18 protein-coding genes and 1 pseudogene are annotated in these 20,937 nt (G+C 64.7%); 13 read left to right on the forward strand and 6 right to left on the reverse strand.

Annotated features, from left to right (window positions below; all coding sequences use genetic code 11):
• Positions 1-31 precede the first annotated feature (31 nt).
• The gene (locus NCR39_RS16545; protein ID WP_250453159.1) at positions 32-1,351 is read right to left on the reverse strand and encodes a GNAT family protein; all 1,320 of its coding nucleotides are present in this window, start codon (positions 1,349-1,351) and stop codon (positions 32-34) included.
• A 133-nt stretch (positions 1,352-1,484) separates the two neighbouring features.
• On the opposite strand from NCR39_RS16545, the gene NCR39_RS16550 reads away from it, so the two are divergent.
• The 4 genes from NCR39_RS16550 (at position 1,485) to NCR39_RS16565 (ending at position 6,402) form a co-directional block, all read left to right on the forward strand.
• Positions 1,485-1,883 (forward strand): GFA family protein, encoded by a 399-nt coding sequence (locus tag NCR39_RS16550; protein WP_250453160.1) that lies wholly within the window; start codon positions 1,485-1,487, stop codon positions 1,881-1,883.
• The gene (locus NCR39_RS16555) at positions 1,880-2,800 is read left to right on the forward strand and encodes a DUF72 domain-containing protein (protein WP_250453161.1); all 921 of its coding nucleotides are present in this window, start codon (positions 1,880-1,882) and stop codon (positions 2,798-2,800) included. Before NCR39_RS16550 ends, NCR39_RS16555 begins: the two co-directional genes overlap by 4 nt.
• Positions 2,801-3,019: 219 nt before the next feature.
• Entirely contained in the window at positions 3,020-4,621 is a 1,602-nt protein-coding gene (locus NCR39_RS16560; protein ID WP_250453162.1) for a S53 family peptidase, read from the forward strand.
• Positions 4,622-4,677: 56 nt separating this feature from the next.
• On the forward strand, positions 4,678-6,402 hold the full coding sequence (locus NCR39_RS16565) for a S10 family peptidase (protein ID WP_502800240.1): 1,725 nt from the start codon (positions 4,678-4,680) through the stop codon (positions 6,400-6,402).
• A gap of 42 nt (positions 6,403-6,444) precedes the next feature.
• Here the strand turns inward: NCR39_RS16565 and NCR39_RS16570 are convergent, their stop codons facing one another.
• Positions 6,445-7,434: a molybdopterin-dependent oxidoreductase gene (locus tag NCR39_RS16570; protein WP_250453164.1), complete on the reverse strand. Its 990-nt coding sequence runs from the start codon at positions 7,432-7,434 to the stop codon at positions 6,445-6,447.
• A 215-nt stretch (positions 7,435-7,649) separates the two neighbouring features.
• Here NCR39_RS16570 and NCR39_RS16575 point away from each other — a divergent pair, with 215 nt between their 5' ends.
• From NCR39_RS16575 to NCR39_RS16585, 3 genes are read left to right on the forward strand one after another with little or no spacing between them, the layout of a single operon-like run.
• Positions 7,650-8,123 (forward strand): molybdopterin-dependent oxidoreductase, encoded by a 474-nt coding sequence (locus tag NCR39_RS16575; RefSeq protein WP_250453165.1) that lies wholly within the window; start codon positions 7,650-7,652, stop codon positions 8,121-8,123.
• Entirely contained in the window at positions 8,120-8,692 is a 573-nt protein-coding gene (locus NCR39_RS16580) for a nitrogen fixation protein NifQ (RefSeq protein WP_250453166.1), read from the forward strand. The genes NCR39_RS16575 and NCR39_RS16580 overlap by 4 nt, the downstream gene beginning before the upstream one ends.
• 24 nt (positions 8,693-8,716) lie before the next feature.
• Positions 8,717-9,109, forward strand: coding sequence for a winged helix-turn-helix domain-containing protein (locus NCR39_RS16585; RefSeq protein WP_250453167.1), 393 nt, complete (start codon positions 8,717-8,719; stop codon positions 9,107-9,109).
• A gap of 234 nt (positions 9,110-9,343) precedes the next feature.
• Here NCR39_RS16585 and NCR39_RS16590 read toward each other — a convergent pair whose 3' ends face one another.
• A complete protein-coding gene (locus tag NCR39_RS16590; RefSeq protein WP_250453168.1) occupies positions 9,344-9,901 on the reverse strand; it encodes a hypothetical protein in 558 nt (185 codons plus the stop codon).
• Positions 9,902-9,956: 55 nt separating this feature from the next.
• Between NCR39_RS16590 and NCR39_RS16595 the strand changes: the two genes are divergently transcribed.
• From NCR39_RS16595 to terL, 4 genes and pseudogenes are all read left to right on the forward strand, one after another.
• A complete protein-coding gene (locus NCR39_RS16595; RefSeq protein WP_250453169.1) occupies positions 9,957-10,355 on the forward strand; it encodes a hypothetical protein in 399 nt (132 codons plus the stop codon).
• A 177-nt stretch (positions 10,356-10,532) separates the two neighbouring features.
• Positions 10,533-10,991: an anti-CBASS protein Acb1 family protein gene (locus NCR39_RS29800; RefSeq protein ID WP_250453170.1), complete on the forward strand. Its 459-nt coding sequence runs from the start codon at positions 10,533-10,535 to the stop codon at positions 10,989-10,991.
• Between the two features lie 41 nt (positions 10,992-11,032).
• Positions 11,033-12,454, forward strand: coding sequence for a phage portal protein (locus NCR39_RS16605; protein WP_250453171.1), 1,422 nt, complete (start codon positions 11,033-11,035; stop codon positions 12,452-12,454).
• A gap of 662 nt (positions 12,455-13,116) precedes the next feature.
• Positions 13,117-13,590 (forward strand): annotated as a pseudogene (gene terL, locus NCR39_RS16610) (phage terminase large subunit); the annotation flags it as partial.
• Between the two features lie 36 nt (positions 13,591-13,626).
• Here the strand turns inward: terL and NCR39_RS16615 are convergent.
• The 3 genes from NCR39_RS16615 to NCR39_RS16625 all read right to left on the reverse strand — a co-directional run bounded on the left by NCR39_RS16615 (position 13,627) and on the right by NCR39_RS16625 (position 16,731).
• Complete coding sequence (locus NCR39_RS16615) at positions 13,627-14,919, reverse strand: DUF2325 domain-containing protein (protein WP_250453172.1); 1,293 nt, start codon at positions 14,917-14,919, stop codon at positions 13,627-13,629.
• Positions 14,920-14,934: 15 nt separating this feature from the next.
• The gene (locus tag NCR39_RS16620) at positions 14,935-15,438 is read right to left on the reverse strand and encodes a hypothetical protein (protein ID WP_250453173.1); all 504 of its coding nucleotides are present in this window, start codon (positions 15,436-15,438) and stop codon (positions 14,935-14,937) included.
• A 135-nt stretch (positions 15,439-15,573) separates the two neighbouring features.
• Positions 15,574-16,731 (reverse strand): porin, encoded by a 1,158-nt coding sequence (locus NCR39_RS16625; protein ID WP_250453174.1) that lies wholly within the window; start codon positions 16,729-16,731, stop codon positions 15,574-15,576.
• Positions 16,732-16,986: 255 nt separating this feature from the next.
• On the opposite strand from NCR39_RS16625, the gene NCR39_RS16630 reads away from it, so the two are divergent.
• Together NCR39_RS16630 and NCR39_RS16635 are read left to right on the forward strand one after the other, a co-directional pair.
• Entirely contained in the window at positions 16,987-20,223 is a 3,237-nt protein-coding gene (locus NCR39_RS16630; RefSeq protein WP_250453175.1) for an ATP-binding protein, read from the forward strand.
• Between the two features lie 111 nt (positions 20,224-20,334).
• The gene (locus NCR39_RS16635; protein WP_250453176.1) at positions 20,335-20,862 is read left to right on the forward strand and encodes a hypothetical protein; all 528 of its coding nucleotides are present in this window, start codon (positions 20,335-20,337) and stop codon (positions 20,860-20,862) included.
• Positions 20,863-20,937: the final 75 nt, after the last annotated feature.

The raw sequence follows: 20,937 nt of genomic DNA on the forward strand, positions 1-20,937 counted from the left end.
GCCGCGTCAGAAAGCACGCCGCTTGTCCACGTCACGCCTCGCTTTCCATGATCCTGTCGATCCATCGCGCGTTCTCGCCCGCCGACCCGATGCCCGCGTGCCGCGCCATCGGCACGAAGAAATGCGTGGCGATCGGCAGCTTCGAGCGTTCGAGCCAGCCGGTGAGGTGCGCTTCGAGCCGCCGGCCCGGCGCCTTCAGTTCCTCGCGCAGCACGGCGGGCAGCTTGTCGAAGTGGCGCATGTCGATCTGATACGGCTCGGGCGCGACGCACAGCGCGTTCGGGCGGCCATCGACATCGACGGGAAGACGCTCCAGCGCCTGATGCAGCAGCGCGACGCCGAGCCCTTCGCCGCGCCACGGCTTGCGCACTTCCCACATGCTGATATAGATCACGCGATGCGTGCCGTACACGTCGCGCAGCCGCTCGTGCCCGAGCGCTTCCGTCGACGCCAGCGCGAGCGACAGCATCTCGCCCGAATACGTGTCGAGCGTATAGACGAGGTCGGCGCTCTTCGTGAGCGGCGGCACCTTCACGAGCTTCAGTTCGACCGCGGCCGCGACGATATCGCTGCCCGCTTCGTGGAACACGGCGAAGGCGGTGCCGAGACGCTCGTCGTCGACTTGCGGATACTCGTGGCGATACGTCATCGTGAAAAGAAACGGCCCGATCTTCTCGCGATACGCGAGCGGCCGGTCCACGTCGTAATCGTCGGTGCCGATGAGGCCGTAGGGATCGTAGTCGCGCTTCTCGCGTCGCTCGCCATCGTCCATCGCGGAAGCCAGCGCCGCGAGCGGCCGGCGCGACTCCGGCACGAGGTCTTCCGGCAAGCCTTCCCAACTCAGGCGCAGAAATTCCCGCCCGCCGCGATAGTGCGCCTCGAACAGCGACACAAGCGGCTCGCCCGCGACCGGATCGAGAATGCGTTGCGCGCATTCCAGCGCGCGGTCGAGCAGTTGATCGGCTTCGGCGGGATCGGGCGCGAGCGGCGGCTCGTCGGCTTGCGGCGCGGCGGGCAGGCCGCGCGCCGCGCGTTCCTTGTGCGCGATGTCGAGCCACTCGTCGGCGGCGCGCTCGGCGATGAAACCCGCCGCGATGCGATATCCCGACAGCACGATGGACTGTCCGGTGTCGCCGAGCGGGAACACGTACTCGTCGGACATGGCTTCGTCGACGCTCACGCCGTGGAAGGTTTCGCGCGGCAGGGCGGCGTTCGCCGCCGTATCGAAACGATGATGCGAAAGCACATGCGCGGCGAGATCGGACGCCGCGGGACCGAACTCGGAACCCGGTCCGGGGAGAAGCTTCAGAAGGGATAACGTGCTGCCGCCTGTGATGCCCGATGTCGTCATGAGTGCCGCCTCCGATCGTGATGGGCTATCGTAACAAACCGTGCGACGCCGCGAGAAGGCGTCTCGCGCTCGGGCGGCCGGGCGCGTGATGTGCTTCGCGCAGGAGACTTCGACTTCGATTGCGGAGAACGCGATGAACACCGGGATCCACGAAGGCGGCTGCGCGTGCGGGGCGTTTCGTTTCCGCGCGAGCGGCGAACCGCGACGCGTGTCGCTGTGTCACTGCATGACGTGCCGTCGCGTGCACGGCTCCGCGTTCGGCGCGTATGCGATCTTCGCGCGCGAGAACGTGGAGATGAGCGGCCGGCTCGAAACCTGGCGCAGCTCCGAGGAAGGGCGGCGGCATTTCTGTCCGGTGTGCGGATCGGTGGCGTACATGGAGTACGCGAGTCACGCGGAAGTGGATTTGCCGCTCGGCGCATTCGACGAAACCGGCCTCTTCGAGCCCGCGTACGAATTGTGGTGCACGCACCGCGAGCCGTGGCTGCCCGCCGGCGTGCGCACGGAATACCCGGAAGACCGGCCGAAATGAGCGCGGCGGCCGGGCGTATTCGCATCGGCATTTCCGGCTGGCGCTATGCCGGCTGGCGCGGCGTGTTCTATCCCGCGAAACTCGCGCAGGCGCGCGAACTCGAATTCGCCTCGCGGGCCGTGCAGACGGTCGAAATCAACGGCTCGCATTACTCGCTGCAGACGCTGTCCAGCTATCGCGCGTGGCACGACGCCACGCCCGAGCACTTCGTCTTCAGCGTGAAGGGGCCGCGCTACCTGACGCACATGCTGCGTTTTCGCGATGAAACCGCGCTGCCCGCCATCGCCAATTTCTTCGCTTCGGGCGTGCTCGCGCTCGGCGACAAGCTCGGGCCGTTCCTGTGGCAGTTTCCGCCGAACTTCGGCTTCAAGCCGGAGCCGTTCGAGCGATTCCTTCAGCTTCTGCCGAAGGACACCCACGCCGCCGCCGCGCTCGCCCAGCAGCACGACACGCGCGTGAAAGACCCGTGGTTCGAAGCGCCACGCAAGTGCGCGCTGCGGCACGCGGTCGAGATTCGCCACGCGAGCTTTTGCACCGATGCCTTCGTGCGCCTGTTGCGCAAACATGGCGCGGCGCTCGTCGTATCGGATTCGGTCATGGACTGGCCGTACGCCGAAGACCTGACTTCCGGCTTCGTCTATATGCGTCTGCACGGCGCCGAAACGCTCTACGGCGGCGCGTATTCCGACGATGCGCTCGACGGCTGGGCGCGGCGCATCGAGTGCTGGGCGGCGGGCGGACAGATCGACGATGCGCGGCTCATCACGCAGACGGCGCCGCGCCGCCGGGCATCGCGCGACGTGTTCTGCTACTTCGACAACGACCAGAAAGTGAAAGCGCCTTTCGACGCGCGCCGCCTGATGGAACGCCTCGGCATCGCGCCCGAAGGCGTTCCATCAGGCGGCGCGCAACCGTGATCCGACCGGGACAGCATTTGTCCCGGCGGCGTCGCATTCTTCACTCGACGGTCCAGGCGATTGCAAACGGGTTCAATCGATTGCAATCGCGCCAGGAAAATAAGACGATAAGCGGCGTGCTTCGCGCAACGATCATTCGTGGCGAAGCGCGCCGGATGCGCGGCGAGCGGCAGGATCGAGAACTTCTACACTCCAAAGCCCACGAGGAGCATCGATACCATGGCGAAGCAACCGGTCAGCGGCACCGACAAGATTCATCCCGAAGGCGCGAAGTGCATCGGCGCTTGCGATCCCGGCGAACAGATCGAAGTGGTCGTGATGCTGCGGCGCAAGGACGCCAAAGGCTTCCGGCAGATGATGGCGCGCATCGACGCAGGCGACGCGCCCGCGCAATCCGTCTCGCGCGATGAATTCGACAAGCGCTTCGGCGCATCCGACGAAGACGTCGCGAAGGTCAAGCAGTTCGCCGCGCAATACGGCCTCACGGTCGTGCGCGCCGATCCAAGCACGCGCAGCGTCGTGCTCAAGGGCAGCATCGACGCTTTCCAGAAGGCTTTCGATGTCAAGCTCGAACGCTTTCAGCATCACAACATCGGCGAGTATCGCGGGCGCACCGGGCCGGTCAACGTGCCCGACGACATCCACGACGCCGTCACCGCCGTGCTCGGCCTCGACAGCAAGCCGCAGGCGCGTCCGCATTTCCGCTTCCGTCCGCCGTTCAAGCCGTTGCGCGGCGTCACGCCGGCGTCGTTTTCTCCGGTCGATCTCGCGCGCCTCTACGCCTTTCCCGACAGCGACGGCGCGGGCGAGTGCATCGCGATCGTCGAACTGGGCGGCGGCTATCGCGACAGCGATCTTTCGGCCTATTTCTCGAAGCTCGGCGTGAAGGCGCCGAATGTCGTGGCCGTCAGCGTGGACAGCGCGAAGAACGCGCCGACCGGAAATCCGAACGGCCCGGACGGCGAAGTGACGCTCGATATCGAAATCGCGGGCGCGGTCGCGCCGGGTGCGCGCATCGCCGTGTACTTCGCGCCGAACAGCGACGCCGGTTTCGTCGATGCCGTCAATCGCGCGATCCACGACAACACGAACAAGCCGTCGGTCGTGTCGATCAGCTGGGGCGGGCCGGAATCGAACTGGTCGTCGCAATCCATCAGCGCGTTCAACGACGTGCTGCAAAGCGCGGCCGCGCTCGGCGTGACCGTGTGCGCGGCGTCGGGCGACAGCGGATCGTCGGACGGCGTCGGCGATGGCGCCGATCACGTCGATTTCCCGGCATCGAGCCCGTACGTGCTCGGCTGCGGCGGCACGAGCGTCACGGCCACCGCGCAGGGCATCACGCAGGAAGTGGTCTGGAACGACGGCGATCAGGGCGGCGCGGGCGGCGGCGGCGTGAGCAGCGTGTTCGCGCTGCCCGTGTGGCAGACGGGCTTGCAGGTCGCGCGCGCGGGCGGCCGGCAGACGCCGTTGGCGAAGCGCGGCGTGCCCGACGTGGCCGCCGACGCATCGCCGGTCACCGGCTACGAAGTGCTGATCGACGGCGACGATACGGTCGTCGGCGGCACGAGCGCGGTCGCGCCGCTCTGGGCCGCGCTGATCGCGCGCATCAACGCGATCAACGGATCGCCGTCCGGCTTCGTCAATCCGAAGCTGTACAAGGCGGCGAGCGCGTTTCGCGACATCACGAAGGGCGACAACGGCAGTTTTGCGGCGGCGTCGGGATGGGACGCCTGCACGGGACTCGGCAGTCCGGACGGCGGGAAGATCGCCGCGGCGCTCGCGCCCGCCGCCGGTCACGCACGAGTCAAGGCAAGTCAGTGAACAACAACCACGACGACGATTCTGGAGCGACCACGATGAACTCCGATCCACTGGAAATGAAGCGCATTCCCGCTACGGGAACTGGCGTCGCGCCCGACCCGGGCGGCATCAAACAGCCGCCTGCGGCCGAGGAGCACGCAGCGAAAGCGCCCGCGAAAAGCGCGGGCAAGAAGCATCAGCAGGATCAGCCGTATTTCGATCCGGTCGCGTACGGCAATGGCCCCGACGACGCCATCGATCCGGGCGAAGCCGACGAGAACGCCGCGATCACGCATCACACGGTGTCGATCGGCGGCGAGAAGATCGCGTACACGGCGACGGTCGGCCATCTCGTCACCGTCGATCCGAGCAGTTCGAAGCCTGAAGCGAAGATGTTCTTCGTCGCGTTCACGAAGGACGGCGCGAAGGAAGAAGAGCGGCCGCTCACGTTCTTCTATAACGGCGGGCCGGGGTCGTCTTCGGTGTTCGTGCTGCTCGGATCGTTCGCGCCGCGCCGCATCAAGACATCGATGCCGGGCTTCACGCCGCCCGCGCCGTACGAGATGGAGGACAACCCCGACAGCCTGCTCGACAAGAGCGATCTCATCTTCATCAATCCGGTCGGCACGGGCTATTCGGCTGCGATCGCGCCGAACAAGAATCGCGATTTCTGGGGCGTCGATCAGGACGCGGATTCCATCAAGCAGTTCATCAAGCGTTATCTGACGAAGAACAATCGCTGGAATTCGCCGAAGTTTCTGTTCGGCGAATCGTATGGCACGGCGCGCAGTTGCGTCCTCGCGTACCGGCTGCATGAAGACGGCGTCGATCTGAACGGCATCACGCTGCAATCGTCCATTCTCGATTACAGCCAGGCGGGCAACCCCGTGGGCGCGCTGCCGACCGCCGCCGCCGATGCGTGGTATCACAAGAAGCTCGGCGTGCATCCCACGCCGACCAATCTCCTGAACTTCATGGAGGAAGTGGCGGAATTCTCGCGCACGGATTACTTGAACGCGCTGCGCAAGTTTCCCCAGACCGACGACGAAGTCGTCGAAAAGCTCTCGGAATACACGGGCATCGACAAGGTGACGCTGCTTGCGTGGAGCCTCGACATCGCCGCTTACGACAGCCGCGGCAACTCGCTCTTTCTCACGACGCTGCTGAAATCGAAGGGCGAAGCGCTCGGTTCATACGATGGCCGCGTGACGGCGATATCGACGGGCATCGCGGGAAAGATCGATCCGAACTCCGGCGGCAACGACCCGACGATGACCGCCGTGAGCGGCGTCTATACGTCGATGTGGAACAGCTATCTGAACGAGCAGTTGCAGTTCACGTCCACGTCGTCGTTCACGGATCTCAACGATCAGGCGTTCGTCAACTGGGACTTCAAGCATAAGGACCCGACGGGCGCGGAGAAGGGCGTCGATTCGAAGGGCGATATCGTGCTCTACACGGCGGGCGATCTGGCTGCGGTGATGGCGCTGAACGTCGATCTGAAGGTGCTGTCCGCGAACGGCATGTACGACTTCGTGACGCCGTTCTACCAGACGATCATCGATCTTCAGCGCATGCCGCTCATCGACAAGACCGTGCGGCAGAATCTGTCCGCGGCGTTTTATCCGTCCGGGCACATGGTCTATCTCGACGGCGGGTCGCGCACGCAGCTCAAGGCCGATCTCGCGAAGATGTACGAGGAAGCGACGTCGAACCATGCGGCGATGAGCCGGATCATCACGCTGCAGAAGACGACCGCCGACAAGATCGGCGCGGCGCTTTCGCCGGAGAGCGCGGGGTAGCCGCGTCATGAACGAAGCCGCGCTCGATGGACGGGCGCGGCTTCATCGGGGAGGCGACACGACTTCGATCGCAATCAGATTCGACACGTAACGTCCGGCTTTGGCGTCGCCGGGAATCACGAGGCGCGCGAAGCCGTTCGCAGCCAGCGGTGCGCCGTTGGCGGCATACGCCACCATGTCCGGCTGGTTGCCGAAGTCGGGCGAAATCTCCGCAAGCGAGATCACCACGCGATAACCGTCACTGCCCGTGGCGACGGCGTAAAAGCCGAGGATGTCGTTCTTGATGCCGGCGTTCGTCTGAATGCCGGCGGCGTTGAGCAGGCTCCAGAGACTCACGCCCGTATAAGTGCTCGTTCCCACGGTACGTGTGATCGCGGGAAGCTGTTCGAGCGCCGCGAGGTCATACGTTGCGGGTTTCGCCACCGCGCCGGAAATTCGAAGCTGCGTGCTCGGCCCGCCGCCGCTCGCCGTCGCGGTCGATACCACCGTGCGGACGTCGAGCCTGACCAGATTCGATACGTACCGTCCGCCCTTGATATCGCCGGGCGCGGTGATGCGAAGCGGACCATCGGCGACGGGCAGCGCCGCGCTCGCGCCGTTGATCGTTTCGGCGTACGCCACTTCGTTGCCGCGATTGCCGAAGTCGGGGCTAAGCTCGCCCATCGCGAAGAGCGAGCGATAGTTGTCCGCGCCGGTGGCGATCACGTACTTGCTCAACACGTCGTTGTGAACGGCCGGGTTAGTCGCGATGCCGACGCGATTCAGCAATGTCCAGACGTTTGCGCCGGTGTACGTGTGCGTTTGCGCGCCGTTACCGCTCGCGAACGACACCGTCTGCGTGCCCGAAGGCAGCGCTTGAAGATCGGCGACGGAGAAACTCACGGGCGCACTGACTTCGCCCGACACCGACAGCACCGCTTTCGAAGGCGGCGCGGAAGCGTCGTGTCCGCCGCAGGACGCCGTCCCGATGCAAAGCAACGCCGCCGCGAAGATGAGCCGCACGCGGCTCACCGGATCACGTTTCGCCATCATCGTTCAGTTCCTCTCGGTCATCGCTATCGGTTAGCCGTCGATCCGTTATGTTAGCCGATATATAGCGCGGCGAACCGAATTCGAGCATCGGCTCATGCGCGATCCGGCATCGCGTTCATGCCGCAAAACCGATGTCGCGTCTTGCCATGCGTTATATTCTTCCGTGCATAATGCTGAAGATCGCGGTCAATCACGGTTCAGAGGCGAGCGTGCAAATGGACGATACCCTTGCAACAGTTTCAATCGAACCCGTCCTCGCCATCGGCGGGCAGGTCGAGTGGCCCTTGCGCCTCGATGCCGCTGCATTGCGCGGCTTCGAGAGCGCATCGCTCGAACCGTTCGATCTCCGCTGCTTCACGACTGGGAGATTCATTCGCCGCATCGGCGAATATCGCGGCGTGCCGCTGCGCGTATTGCTCGACGCGGCGGGCGTGCGCCGCCCCGGAAACACGGATTTCAAGCGGACGGTGTTTCTTGCGCACGGTCACGATGGCTATGCGGTCACGTTCTCGTGGCACGAACTGTTCAACACGCCGATCGGCGCGCGCACGCTGGTTGCGTACGCGTGCGACGACCGGCCACTGGATATCGACGACGGTCTGCCCGTGCTGGTCGCCGGCGCGGATACCGTGCGCGCGCCCCGGCATGTGAAGCGTCTCGCACGTATCGATGCCATCGTGCTTCGATGAACATGTCGCAGGAAGAGGGCGCGGCGCGACGGCTCATCGCATGCGCGCGCGACGCCAATGACCCTGACGCGATCACCTTCGCGCGTCTCATCGGCGCGAGACTCGACGCCGACGATCTGATCCTGCTGGGTCTCGGCGCTGAAGAACTCGCGGCGCTGCTCGATCGTCATTTCGAGCGCCCGCATCTCGGCGTGCGGCTTCCGACTGCGCTGCGGGCATCGCCGCATCGGGAATTCATCGGTGAATTGCGCGCGTTGTTGTGGTCGCTGGACGTGACGGCCGCCGCGCATCCCGCCGACGCGCATTGTCTCGCGACGATCATCGCGACGGCGTGCGAGCGCCCCGATCATCTGTGGCGCGATCTGGGCTTGCGCGGACGCGACGACGTCAGTGCGATCCTGCAGCGTCACTATCCCGCGCTCGTCGCGCGCAACACGAACGCGATGCGCTGGAAGAAATTTCTGGCGCAGGAAGTCGCGTTGGCACACGGCCGCGCCGTGACCTTCGCGCCCGGCTGCCCGGGTTGCGAGGACTACGCGCACTGCTATCCGGCGCGAGAAGACGGATGAATCGCCGGGGCAGTGCGTTCGTGTATGCTTTGCGCCATGGTTACGTCGAACAAAAACACACAAGCAGCCGCCGCGCGACCCGAAGTGCGTTTCAGAATGCGAATCCGAACGGGCGATACCGTCGCGATCGGACCGGGGAAAGTGGCGCTTCTCGCCGCGGTGCAGGAGCACGGCTCGATATCGGCTGCGGCTCGCAGCCTCGGCATGTCGTATCGTCGCGCGTGGATGCTGATCGACGAACTCAATCGATCGCTCAAATCGCCGGCCACCGAATCCGCGCAAGGCGGCGAGCACGGCGGCGGCTGCACGCTGACATCGACCGGCGAGAACATCGTGCGCCTCTACCGCGAAGTGGAAGAGAAAGCGAACAAGGCTTGCGCGGCGCAGATTACCGCGTTGACCAAACTGATCCGCTAACGCTCATCTCGCACGTCTCAACCGTGCCGCAAGCAAAATGCAGATTGCGGCCGATGCGTCGCGCAATCGTGCTGACCGGCTTCGAGGCGCGGATTTCGGATGCGGCGCTCGCGGCAGTGTGGTAACCGCGCCAGCTTCAATGAGGCGGCTCAGCCCTTTGAGCCGCATCGCCAAGGTTCGACGAAGCTTTGATGCCACCATCGCTGGATTTGCTTTGCGGCTCGGTTCGTAACGTTACTGCTTCGTCAATTGACCATAGGCGACTCGCAAATCGTCCAGGTTCTTCACGTTGTACAGAATCGTTCTCTGATAACCGTTGCTGCCGTTAATCGGCACGAACAGAATCGCGGCATTGCCAGTGAAGGTCATCCCGGCAGGCATCGAGCAGGACGTGCCCGGTGCTGCGCTCATGGTTACCGTGTACATGTTGTGATTGGTTCCGGGTGCCGCCAGCAGCATCGTTCCGCTGACGTTGCAGCGGCTCAATGTGCCTGTAAAGGAACCGTCGCTGGCGATGGTCATGGACGTTGAAGATTGCGACCATGTGCCAGCAACGCTTTCTTGCGTCACGGCCAGTGCGTTAGCCGCATCGTAATTCCATGAAAGGTTCGTCGTCGTTCCGTTGGAGACATAGCTGCCGGCGAAGGTCTTTTGGGCAGAGTATGTGCCGCTTCCCGACGTAGTCGGATAGGCGAACGCGAACTGGCTGAAAGCCCATCCCGAGGTAAGTGTCCAAGTCTGTGGCGTGGAGGAGATGACGCCGTAAAGTTCGCTATTAACAATCGACGCCATCGCATTCAGCGACGAGATGTTACCGGCTGGATCAACGAGTGCGATGCTGCGGTCAGTGATCGACGACGACGTCCAGATTCCTTCCGCGTTTGTTCCTGTCAACGCTGTCGACCCTGCTTCGGGATTTGCCAGACTGGGCAGGGCTTCGCCTACCACGGTCGGTGATGAAGCTGCCGAAGGCGCGCTTGCGCTGGTGGGTAAGTCAGTCGAAGCACTCGCTGTCGATGCGCTGGTCGGCGCCTCGGCGCTTGAGGCGGGACTGGGAGCGCTGGCGGGTGAGCTTTTGTCGGCCGCATTGCTGGAGCCGCCTCCGCCGCAGGCGGAAAGCAAGACCATGCTGCTGAGAGCTAAGGATAAGGCGGTATGTTTTCCGAGAGTCATGCCTGATTTTTCTTTGCAGATTGATTTCGACAGTGCGCGGGAGTATCGCGGAAAATCCTCTGTCTGTTTTTGAACAGCAATAAATTTGACATCATCGTGTCGGAAATTTGTTGGTTTACGGGTGCTAGGCAGTTTTGGCTCCTCGGGCGGCGCAGAAAGCCCTATGTCGCCGATTTGGATTCGTCCACACTGACAGAACCAACTACCCGCGACACACGCGAGATTCGCGAGTCGGCGCTGGGCGCGCTCGGTGCGCCGCTGCGCGTGCGCAAGCGTTCACGCTGCCGCAGGCTGCGCCCGGCGTCATCGCGCAGGACGCCAGCTCGCATGCGATTCGGCATGCGACGCGAACTTCCGCTGGGCGCTTTCCAGCGCATTCGCCGAAGGGCTTGGGTTCCTCGGCTATCCGTATCTGGCCGAACTCACGCAGCGGCCCGAATATTGCCGACCTGCTGAGATTCTCGCCAAGGAGATGACGCGCAAGTGGATTCGGCTGCAGGGCGCAGGGGACGATGACAAGAGCGAGAAGATCGCGGCCATCGACGCTGAGATGAAGCGCCTCTCCGTGCAGGCAGTATTTCGCAAGGTCGCCGAGCAGGACGGCTTTTTCGGACGCGCGCAGCTCTTCCTTGACATGTGCGACGACCGCCCCGAGGAGCTGATCGCGCCGCTGGCCGACAGCACGGTGAAAATGGCGTCGGCGGGCTGAAGGGCCTGCGCATCGTCGAGCCGATCTGGACGTATCCGGGCATGTACAACTCGACGGATCCGCTGCGCGGCGATTTTTACCAGCCGCAGACGTGGTTCGTGATGAACCGGCAGGTGCATGCCAGCCGGCTGCTCACGTTCGTGTCGCGCCCGGTACCGGACACGCTCAAACCCGCCTATGCGTTCGACGGCTTGAGTCTGTCGCAGATCGCCAAGCCCTACGTCAATAACTGGCTGAGGACGCGGCAGAGCGTGTCGGATCTGCTGCATTCGTTCAGCACGATGGTGCTCAAGACGAACCTCGCGGCGGTGCTCAACGCCGAGGGGGCCGAGCAGATGTTGCGGCGCGCGGTGTTGTTCAACCAGGCGCGCGACAACTGGCATCTGATGATGATCGACCGCGACACGGAGGACTTCGCCAACGTCTCGGCGCCGCTCGGCAGTCTCGATCGTCTGCAGGCGCAGTCTCAGGAGCATATGGCGGCCGTGACCGGCATTCCGCTGATCGTGCTGCTTGGCATCACGCCTTCGGGGCTGAATGCGACCAGCGAGGGCGAGTTGCGCACCCTCTATGCGTGGATCGAGGCGCAGCAGGAGGCGCTGTTCACGGCACCGTTGTCGCGTCTCTTGAAGGTGATCCAGTTGTCGCTGTTCGGCGCGATCGATCCGGACATCGGCGTCAGCTATGTACCGCTGTGGACGCTGTCGGAAGAACAACTTGCCAACATGCGCAAGGTCGAGGCGGACACCGACATCGGCTTGATCAACGCGGGCGTGATCAGCGCGGAAGAGGCGCGCGCTCGGCTGGCCGCGCAGGAAGATGGCCCGTATGCGTCACTGGATCTAAACGAAGAGATGCCCGAGCCACCGCTGGAGCAACTGCGTACAGCGGGCGGCGCCGAACTGAAATTCCAGATGTGTCATGACCGCTTGCATCGTGCGGCGCCTCGTTCCATTTTCGCACCGACCGCGCAGTCCTTGACGCTGGTTTCCGTGCGCCCGAATCAAGGCGTGGAGGCGGCGTATCGACGACGGCTCGTGCGGCTAATCGACCTGATGCAGGCCAATCTCGTGTACTGGCTGCGGGCGTGCTATCGGGCCAATCAACCCGAACTCATGCCCGAGCTCGCGGCCGACGCCAGTTCCGCGATGATGCTGCGCCGGACCATGGCGAAGCTCGCCCGGCGCTGGCAGCGGCGCTTCGACGACATCGCGCCGGCGCTGGCGCAGCGGTTTGCTGACGACGCAATGGGCCGGGCCGATGGCGCGTTCCGGTCGTCGCTCGGGCGCGCCGGTTTCGCGGTGGACTTCCGGCTCACGCGCGAGGCCAACGACGCGGCAGGCGACCATCGGCGAGAACGTCGGGCTGATCCTTTCAATTGCCGCCAAGCACCTCGCCGATGTCGAGGGCGCGGTGATGCGCAGCGTGCAGACCGGACGCAATCTCGGTGGCCTGACCGATGAGCTGCAGGCGCGTTATGCGTTGACGCGTCGCCGTGCCGCGTTTATCGCGCGTGACCAAAACAGCAAGGCGACGGCGATCGGCGAGCGTCGACCGCCAATAGCGTCTGGTGTACCAGCTGATGCTCGGTTTGCGCCAAGGAGGCCCGGAAGTTGTCGAAACCTTAAGAACGGCGCTCGGCCCGTGCTGGTCTTGCTTGATGAAGCGCCCTGAACGGGTACGTCGCTTGTACCTAACGAGGTGCAACGAACGGGGAACAATCGCCTGTCTGCAGAAAGGTTTTCGACGTTGATAAGAGTTTTAGCCCGCAAGCCTCACGATTCAATAGGAAAAATTTGTCTTAATTGTTAGCGGTTCTTACCGGGTAGCTTGCTGTTGAAGGAAAATCATCAAGTTGGCCCGAACTGAAATGGCAGGTACGCGCTGGCACGAGGATGATCTGGCCGGTCGTATCCTGCCCGAGGGCTGGCACGGCGAGAGCGGTCGCATTGCGTGCCGCGACGGCAACACGTGGGAGGTGCTGTGCCTGCAGGCGCGGTGCGAGACTGACACCGATCCGTTGGATCGTGAGAAAGGAGAGTATCTGTGGCCCGAGTGGTTCGACCGGAAACACTGGGCGCAGTACGAATCGAATCCGCGCACATGGGCGTCGCTGTATCAGCAGATGCCGGTGCCGCCCGAGGGCGATCTGTTCAAGCCCGAGCGGATCGGCATCGTGGACATCGTGCCGACCACCTACATCGAATGGGTGCGCGGCTGGGATCTGGCGAGCGTGGAGGGCGACGGCGACTGGACGGCCGGCGCGAAGCTGGGGCGGCTCGCAGACGGACGTTACGTGATCGGCGACATGACGCGCGGACGGTGGGGGCCGGACCGGCGCGATGCCATCATTGCTGCCACGGCGCAGCTTGACGGCGTGGGCACGCGTGTTGGCTTGCCGCAGGATCCAGGTCAGGCCGGCCGGACGCAGGTGCTGTATCTGACGCGCGAGCTCGCGGGTTACCGCGTGACGAGCAGCCCTGAGACGGGCGACAAGGTGACGCGCGCCGAGCCGTTCGCCGCGCAGGTGAACGTGGGCAACGTGTTGATGCTACGCGGCGACTGGAACGCCGCGCTGGTGTCTGAGTTGCGCAGCTTTCCGTTCGGCACGCACGATGACCAGGTCGATGCGCTGTCACGGGCGTTCGCACTGCTGATCGCGCGCCGGCCCATGCGCCGTCGACTCGACGAAGCTCGCCACGCTTGCCGTTCTCAACGGGCAATAGCTGATCTGATGCCGGTCGCAGATGCGCTTGAGCGTGTTCATCGAATCATGATCGATGCAATCGACGGGAAACACGACCAGGTCCGCGCGCGGCAACACGGCCGCGAGCAAGCCCTTGCGATCCTCGATGCCGCCATCGTGGACGATCAATTCTCCGCCCGCGGATGCGACGAGTTGCTTCAACACCGCATTCGATCCGGGCCGGCCGCCCACGTAGAGTATCTTCCGGCCGATAGTCCAGTCGAGCGCATGACGATCGTTCTCCGACTCGCGCGATTGTTCCGACATCGCGCGCTCCAGCGCATCGCATTCGGCTGCGGTTACGTGCAACAGGGCTTCGATGTCGCGCAGACGATCGCGCAGGCCGAGCGAAACCTGCTGCTCGTGCAAGAGCCGTTGTTCCGCTGCATCGCGACGGCTCGCATGCAACGCCAGACGCCGCTCACAATCGTCGACTTTCTCTTTCAGCGCGATTACTTCACGATATAGTTCGGAGTCCGATGGATACGCAGCATTGCTGAGCGCTTCCCGGGCGACCTCGCGCAACGCTGCATCGCGTTCGAGCGCCATCGTGTTGATGCGGCTTTGCTGGCGCTCGACCTTGTCCTTGAGCGCGATGTTCTCTTCTTCCAGCGCGACGAGCCGCCGAATATCCGCGCGATTGGCCGCGCCCACCAGATGCGAAAGCATGTGCAGCTCGCCGAACGCGGACTGCCTCACTTCGATGGTGGACTGCGGATGCGTCATCAACGCCCAGTACGCCGGCGGAATATCGCCTGATTTGAGCGCTTCCTTCCATAGCGCGAGAACCGCATCCGGATCGCGCGCCTGATCGAAACGCTTGATCGCGCCCGCATAACGCTGATCGAGCGCTTTCTGAAGCGCCTTGCAGCCGGCGCCATCGGCGATGGCGAGTTCGACCGCCGCGTGATGAATCTGAAGGTCGCTTGCCTCGTACCGATCGATGTCGGTGAACTTCGGCACGAGCTTCCTCAACTCGTTCGTGCCGAGACACGTGCCGATGATCGAGCAATGCAGATGCGAATCGAGTTCGCCCAGCTTCACACGCCGATGTAACGCTTTCGGCGATGCCTTCGCGGGCTGACAACACGCATCGCCGTGCGGTTTCACGTGGCCGCCGTAAAGGTCCGCGACGAGCGGATTCGGTGCGCGCACCAAGCGGAAGGGCGGATTCTCGGTCATGGGATCGGCTGCCTGCTAGTCGAGGTAAGCATTCGCGTGCGCGAGTCTCGAACGCACGTCCATCAGATGATCCACGCACAAGCCGGCGAACCGCGCGTCGAGATACTCGAAGACGAGCGCGGCATCGCGCATCGCAGTGCCGTCACGCGCTGCGTCGTGCATGAACACGATGTTGCGCCGATGCTTCGCGAGCCGCGCTTCCTCGGCAACGATCAGCAATTCGTCGATACGCCGGAAATCGGCCGCGCGCGCGTGCTCGATGACCGACGCGATCAATTCGTCGAACGAACGCGACGACAACGCTTCGAGCGGTTGCGCGTCGCCGAGCGAATCCGCGAGCATCGACAGAAAGCGGCATACGGTGTCACGCAAACGCCGATACCCATCGACGACGCGCCGGATGTCCTCGGAACGCCGGTTGTTTGCGGACGACCGGAGCACGGTGATCGATGCGCGAAAGCCGTGCGCGCCGGGATTGCCGTTGTCGGGCCTAAGAAGAACCGCGGGTTTGGACATCATCGCCATTTCAGCCTCAATGCATCATTGGCGTAATATACGGCGGAACATAACGATTGGCAAACGGCGCGCCCAAAAAAACAGGGCCGCGCGATGCGGCCCTGTCGTGCTTCGTTCGAAACGTTCGATACGCGGCGATCAGAACTTGTGCCGGATGCCGACGCGGAACGCGAGCTGATTGTCTTCGCCCACGCCCGAGGTGCCGAAGTAGTTCGTCGATGAACCGATCTGCGCCTGATTCTCGACACCGCGATTCGAACCCGACGCCTTCTGATAGATCGCGAGCGCGTACACGTCGGTGCGCTTGCTCAGCGCGTAGTCGAGGCTCGCATCGACCTGATGCCAGTGGCCGCTCAGGTTGTCGTACAGGTCCATGTAGGTGTAGCCGAGGCCCGCCGTGAGCGCGGGCGTGAAGGCGTACTTGCCGCCGATATCGAACGCATTGAAACGCGAACTCGCACCGGTGATCGGCTCGAAGCGCGTGTTGGTCCACAGGCCGAACACCGTCGCCGCGCCGAGCTGATAGTTCGCGCCCACGCCGAAGCTGCGCAGGTCTTTCGCGTTGGCGGCCGTGCCCATGGTCTGGATGTTCGCGAGCGCGGTGCTGAACGCGGTCGGGGCAGCGGCGTTCGGATAGTGAATGTCCGTGTAGGCCGCGCCGATGCCGAGCGGCCCCGACTTGTAGTTCACGCCGAAGCTGTAGGTGCGCGAGGAGCCGGTCGTGGTGCCGACCGTCGGTGCGCCCGCGAATGCGCCGGCCTGATTCGAGAAGCCGTACATCGCGCCGAACGTCAGCCCGTAGAAGCTCGCGCTGCTGAACTTCACCGCATTGCTGACGCGGCTGGCCGTCAGTTGATCGACATCGTTGATGTGATACGCGTAGTTGCCCGCGACCGTTTGTCCGCCGATGGAATACGCGCCGCCGAGATAGTCGGTATTGAAGCTGTACTGGCGTCCGAAGGTCAGCGAGCCGACGTCGTTCTTCGCGAGACCCACATATGCCTGACGTCCGAATTCCGCGCCGCCCTGGCCGAGCGTGCCGTTGCCGCTGTTGAAGCCGCTTTCGAGCGTGAAGATGGCCTTCAGGCCGCCGCCCAGGTCTTCCTGTCCGCGCAGGCCCCAGCGGCTGCCTTGAGCGATGCCGTCGTCGTACTTGAAGATGTGATCGCCGGCAGCGCCGCTATGGGTGGCGTAGCTGACGCCGGCATCGATGATGCCGTACAGCGTCACGCTGCTTTGCGCGTGCGCGATCACGCCGTAGCTCAGAACCGCCGCTGCGATGATGGTTTTTTTCATTGTTTGTCCTGTGTGGATGCGTCTGCCGCTTCGTTCGTGTCGATGGCGTTGCGTTATAGCGGCAGAAATATAGCGCACGGTCAGGCATTCGTAAACGTGGTGTCGCCTTTCGTACACAATGGCTTTGCGTCGCTTCGTTTCGATGCGCGTAACAAACGTGATCAACGTCGCGCGGAAACTTGACCCGCGACCCGCTCCGATTGGCGCGCCCGGCCGTTTCTGACACACTGGGATCGCTCGATCGAGGAGTGCAGCTTGTCCAATTCCGCAACGCCACGAAACGTGGTGCGCTACGTATTGACGATCGCGTGGCTCATCGTCTGCGTCGCGGCCAGTCACGCCGATGCGCGCGCGCCGCAGCCGCTCGTGATCGGCGCGGTGCCGAACATCGTGCCGCCGCTCGACATGGCCGATTCCACGACGAGCACCGCGCCGCGCGGCATCTCCGCCGAATTCGCGCAGGCGGTCGCCAGCGCGCTCGACATGCAGCCGCAATGGCGGCTTTATCCGGATCGCGCCGCGCTCATCGACGCGCTCTCACGCGGCGAAATCGACATGGCCACCGGCGCGACGGGCGAGGACGCCGCCCCCACGCTCACGCCCACGCTCACCCTTTCGCGGCCCTATTTGCCGACCCGCACGGTGCTCGTCGAGCCGCTTCGCAAAGCGCCGCCGACGCATCGCATCGCGTATGTCAATGCGCAGACGTCGCCGGTTCGCCTGAAGGCCGCGTATCCGTCGATGACGCCCGCCGCGTACCCCGATGTCGTCGCGGCGCTGCTGGCCGTATCGCTCGGGGAAGCCGATTCCTTCGCCGGCGACATGACCGCCGTCGCTTATTCGATCGGGCATCTCGACCTGCCCGGTCTCGTCGTGACGGGCGCCGCGCCGTTCGACCAAGCCGGCTACAGCTTCGCGTTCGCATCGGCGCGGCCGGGCGCACAGGCGCTGCATCAACGTGTCGATGCCGCGCTCGCGTCGCTGCCGCCGCGCGTGATGATCGTCGCGCGGGCGCGCTGGGATTCGGCGATGGCCACGATATCGACCGAACGCGCGTTCGAACTGACGCCCGAAGAGAAGGCGTGGATCGCGGCGCATCCTGTCGTTCGCTATTCGATGCTCGCGCACGCGCCGCCGCTCATGTTCCGCGACGCGCAAGGCGAGCCCGCCGGACTCGCGCCCGATGTGCTCGCGGCGATATCGCGTCTGACGGGCTTGCGCTTCGAAACGCGATTGCGAAGCGACATCGCGCAGATCGAGCGCGACGTGCGAAGCGGCGCGTCCGCGTTCCTGCCGTTCGGCATGCCGCGCGATCCCGGCTATGCGCATCTCGTCGCTTCCGTGCCGTTCGGCGATGGACTCGTCGCCATCGTCACGCGCGCGGGTGCGCCGCCGTTGCGCGATGCCGCCGCGCTCGCGGGCAAGCGTCTCGCGTTGCCGTCGGAGTTTCCGGCGCGCTTGCTGTTGCACGAACTCGCGCCGGCGACGCGCATCGTCGCAACGAGTCCGATCGACGGACAACTGCGCGCCGTCGCAAGCGGACGCGCGGACGCGACGCTCATGGACATGAAGCTCGCGAACTACTGGATCGGCAATCCGTATCGGGGCAAGCTGGACATCAGCGGCGTGCTGTCGGCGAAGCCCGCGCCGCATGTGCTGCTCGTCGCGCGCGATCAGCCGGTGCTGCTCGGCATCCTGAACCGCGCGATCGCCGCGCTGCCGCCCTACGAACTCGAAGCGATCCGCGCGCGCTGGAAAATCGATGAGCATCCCGAAGCATTATGGGAGCGCAGACGGCCGCAAGTCGAACTGGCCGCGGCGCTCGGCGGCGCGCTCGTGCTGCTGCTCGCGGCGTGGGGCGTTTCGCTGCGCGTGCAGATCACGCGACGCATCGCCGCCGAAAACGCGATGCGCGCCGCGAAGGAGGAAGCCGAAACCGCGAACCGTGGGAAATCGACCTTTCTCGCGACCATGAGCCACGAAATCCGCACGCCGATGAACGCGGTGCTCGGGCTGCTGGAACTCGAACTGCGCGCACCGGGCGATGCCGCCGCGACGAAGCGCGCGCTATCGACCGCGCATCACGCGGCGCGCGACCTGCTCGGCATGATCGACGATCTGCTCGACGTCGCGAAGATCGAAGCCGAGCGCCTCGTGCTCGCGCCCGCGCCGATGGACCTCGAAGCGTGGATCGCGAGCGTCGCGTCCATCTACGAGCCGGCCGCGCGCGCGAAGGGCGTGGCGCTCTCGATCGAGCGGACGGGCGAGGGCGGTTCCGCGTGGGTGCTGGCCGATGGACAGCGCTTGCGGCAGATCGTCGGCAATCTGCTGTCGAACGCGATCAAGTTCACGGATCGCGGCGCGGTCACGCTTGCCTACGATGTCGCGCCGCCACGCGACGGCATGCGTGCGCTGACGCTCGCCGTATCGGACACGGGCATCGGCATTGCGCCGGAGCGCCAGGCGTCGCTGTTCACGCCGTTCGTGCAGGCCCACGACGGCGGCGCGCGGCGCTTCGGCGGCACGGGGCTCGGGCTCACCATCTGCAAACGGCTCGTCACGATGATGAGCGGCAGCATCGACGTGTCGAGCGAGCCGGGGAAGGGCACGCGGTTCACGGTGCGTGTCGAGCTTCCGCAAGCGCAGGCGGTTCAGGAAGCGGCCGCGCCGCCTGTCGCGGCTTGCGATGTGCAGCAGGCGCTGGGCGGCGTGCGCGTGTTGATCGTCGACGATCATCCGGCGAACCGCATCGTGCTCGATGGACAACTCAGGCTGCTCGGCTGCGCGACGCATTGCGAAGCGGACGGCCGCGCGGCGCTCGCGCGCTGGCGTAGCGATCCCAACGGGTTCGACGTGATCGTCACCGATTGTTCGATGCCCGAGATGAGCGGCGAGGAACTGGCGCGGACCATTCGCGCCGACGAAACGCAGCGTGATCCGCCGATGCGGCCGACGCCGATCATCGGCCTCACGGCCAACGCGCAGCCCGAGGCGGCGCAGCGGGCGGTGGCGTCGGGAATGACGATGTGTCTCGTCAAGCCCATCGGCCTCGATGAATTGAGGCGCGCCGTGTCGTCCGTGCCGGGCACGCGTGAAGCGCGAGCCACGCAGCACGCCGTGAAGCCACGAAATGCGCCGTTCTTCGACGAAGCCATGCTGACCGCTTTCGGCGATCAGACCGCCACGCTCATCGATACGTTGAGAGCCGCGAACGCTCGCGACCTCGACGACGCCCACGCCGCGATGAATGCCTGCGACCACGCGCTGCTTCGCGATCTCGCGCATCGGATGAAAGGCGCGGCGGCGGTCATCGGCGCGTCGCCGTTCGTTCAGGCGTGCGTCGCGCTTCAGCGTGATTGCGAGCGCGCCGTCGACGAAGACCGCAACGGCGAGGACGACGCGGACATCGCCGTGTCGTTCGCGGCTTTCGCGCGCGAAGCTCGCGCACTCGATGCGGCGCTCGATGCCGCGGTCGCGCGCTTGTCCGTCTGACGCGCATCGGTCGAGGCGCTCCCGCGCGCGCGTGTGTTCTAATTGAACCTCCGTTGATCACCCAAGCGGCGGCCTCGCGATGGCCGCGCGATCCGTTTGACCCATCGAGGCATGAATCGAAGCGACACATTCGTTATCGAACGCGTCTTCGCGAAGCGCCGATGCATTGCGCGCGCGGCGTCGCTGGCCGCAGTCGCGCTCGTCGCCATGTTCGGCGGCGGCACGGCGCGCGCCCAGCGGGCGGACTGGCTCGATGCGCGCGTCACGCAGTCCACTATCGTCGATACCATTTGCGTGCCGGGCTACGCCGATCGCGTGCTGCCGTCGTTCGAAATGCAGATGCATCAGAAGGACCGGCTGCTGAAGCAGCGCGGCGTCGATGCATCGTTCGGAGCGGAATATGCGCTCGATCACCGCGTGCCGGTGATTCTCGGCGGCTCGCCGAATTCGCCCGCGAATCTCGATCTGCGACGCTGGGAAGGCCGCGCCGGCCAGCGCCGCAAGGAGCGGCTCGCGGTCTATCTGAAGCGTTGCGTCTGCACCGGCGACATCACGCTCAAGGCCGCGCAATCCGCCATTACCGGCGACTGGCCGAATCTTTATCCTAATCTGTCGAGCATGTCATGCAAGGGACTCTGACGCCGTCCCGGAACGAACATTGCTCAGACGAACCGCGATGGATGTGCGAAGCGTCCATCGTTCGAAGCGGAGGAT

Origin of the sequence: Caballeronia sp. ATUFL_M2_KS44 (genome assembly GCF_023630965.1) — a bacterium.
In the GTDB taxonomy this organism is placed as follows: Bacteria; Pseudomonadota; Gammaproteobacteria; order Burkholderiales; family Burkholderiaceae; genus Caballeronia; species Caballeronia concitans.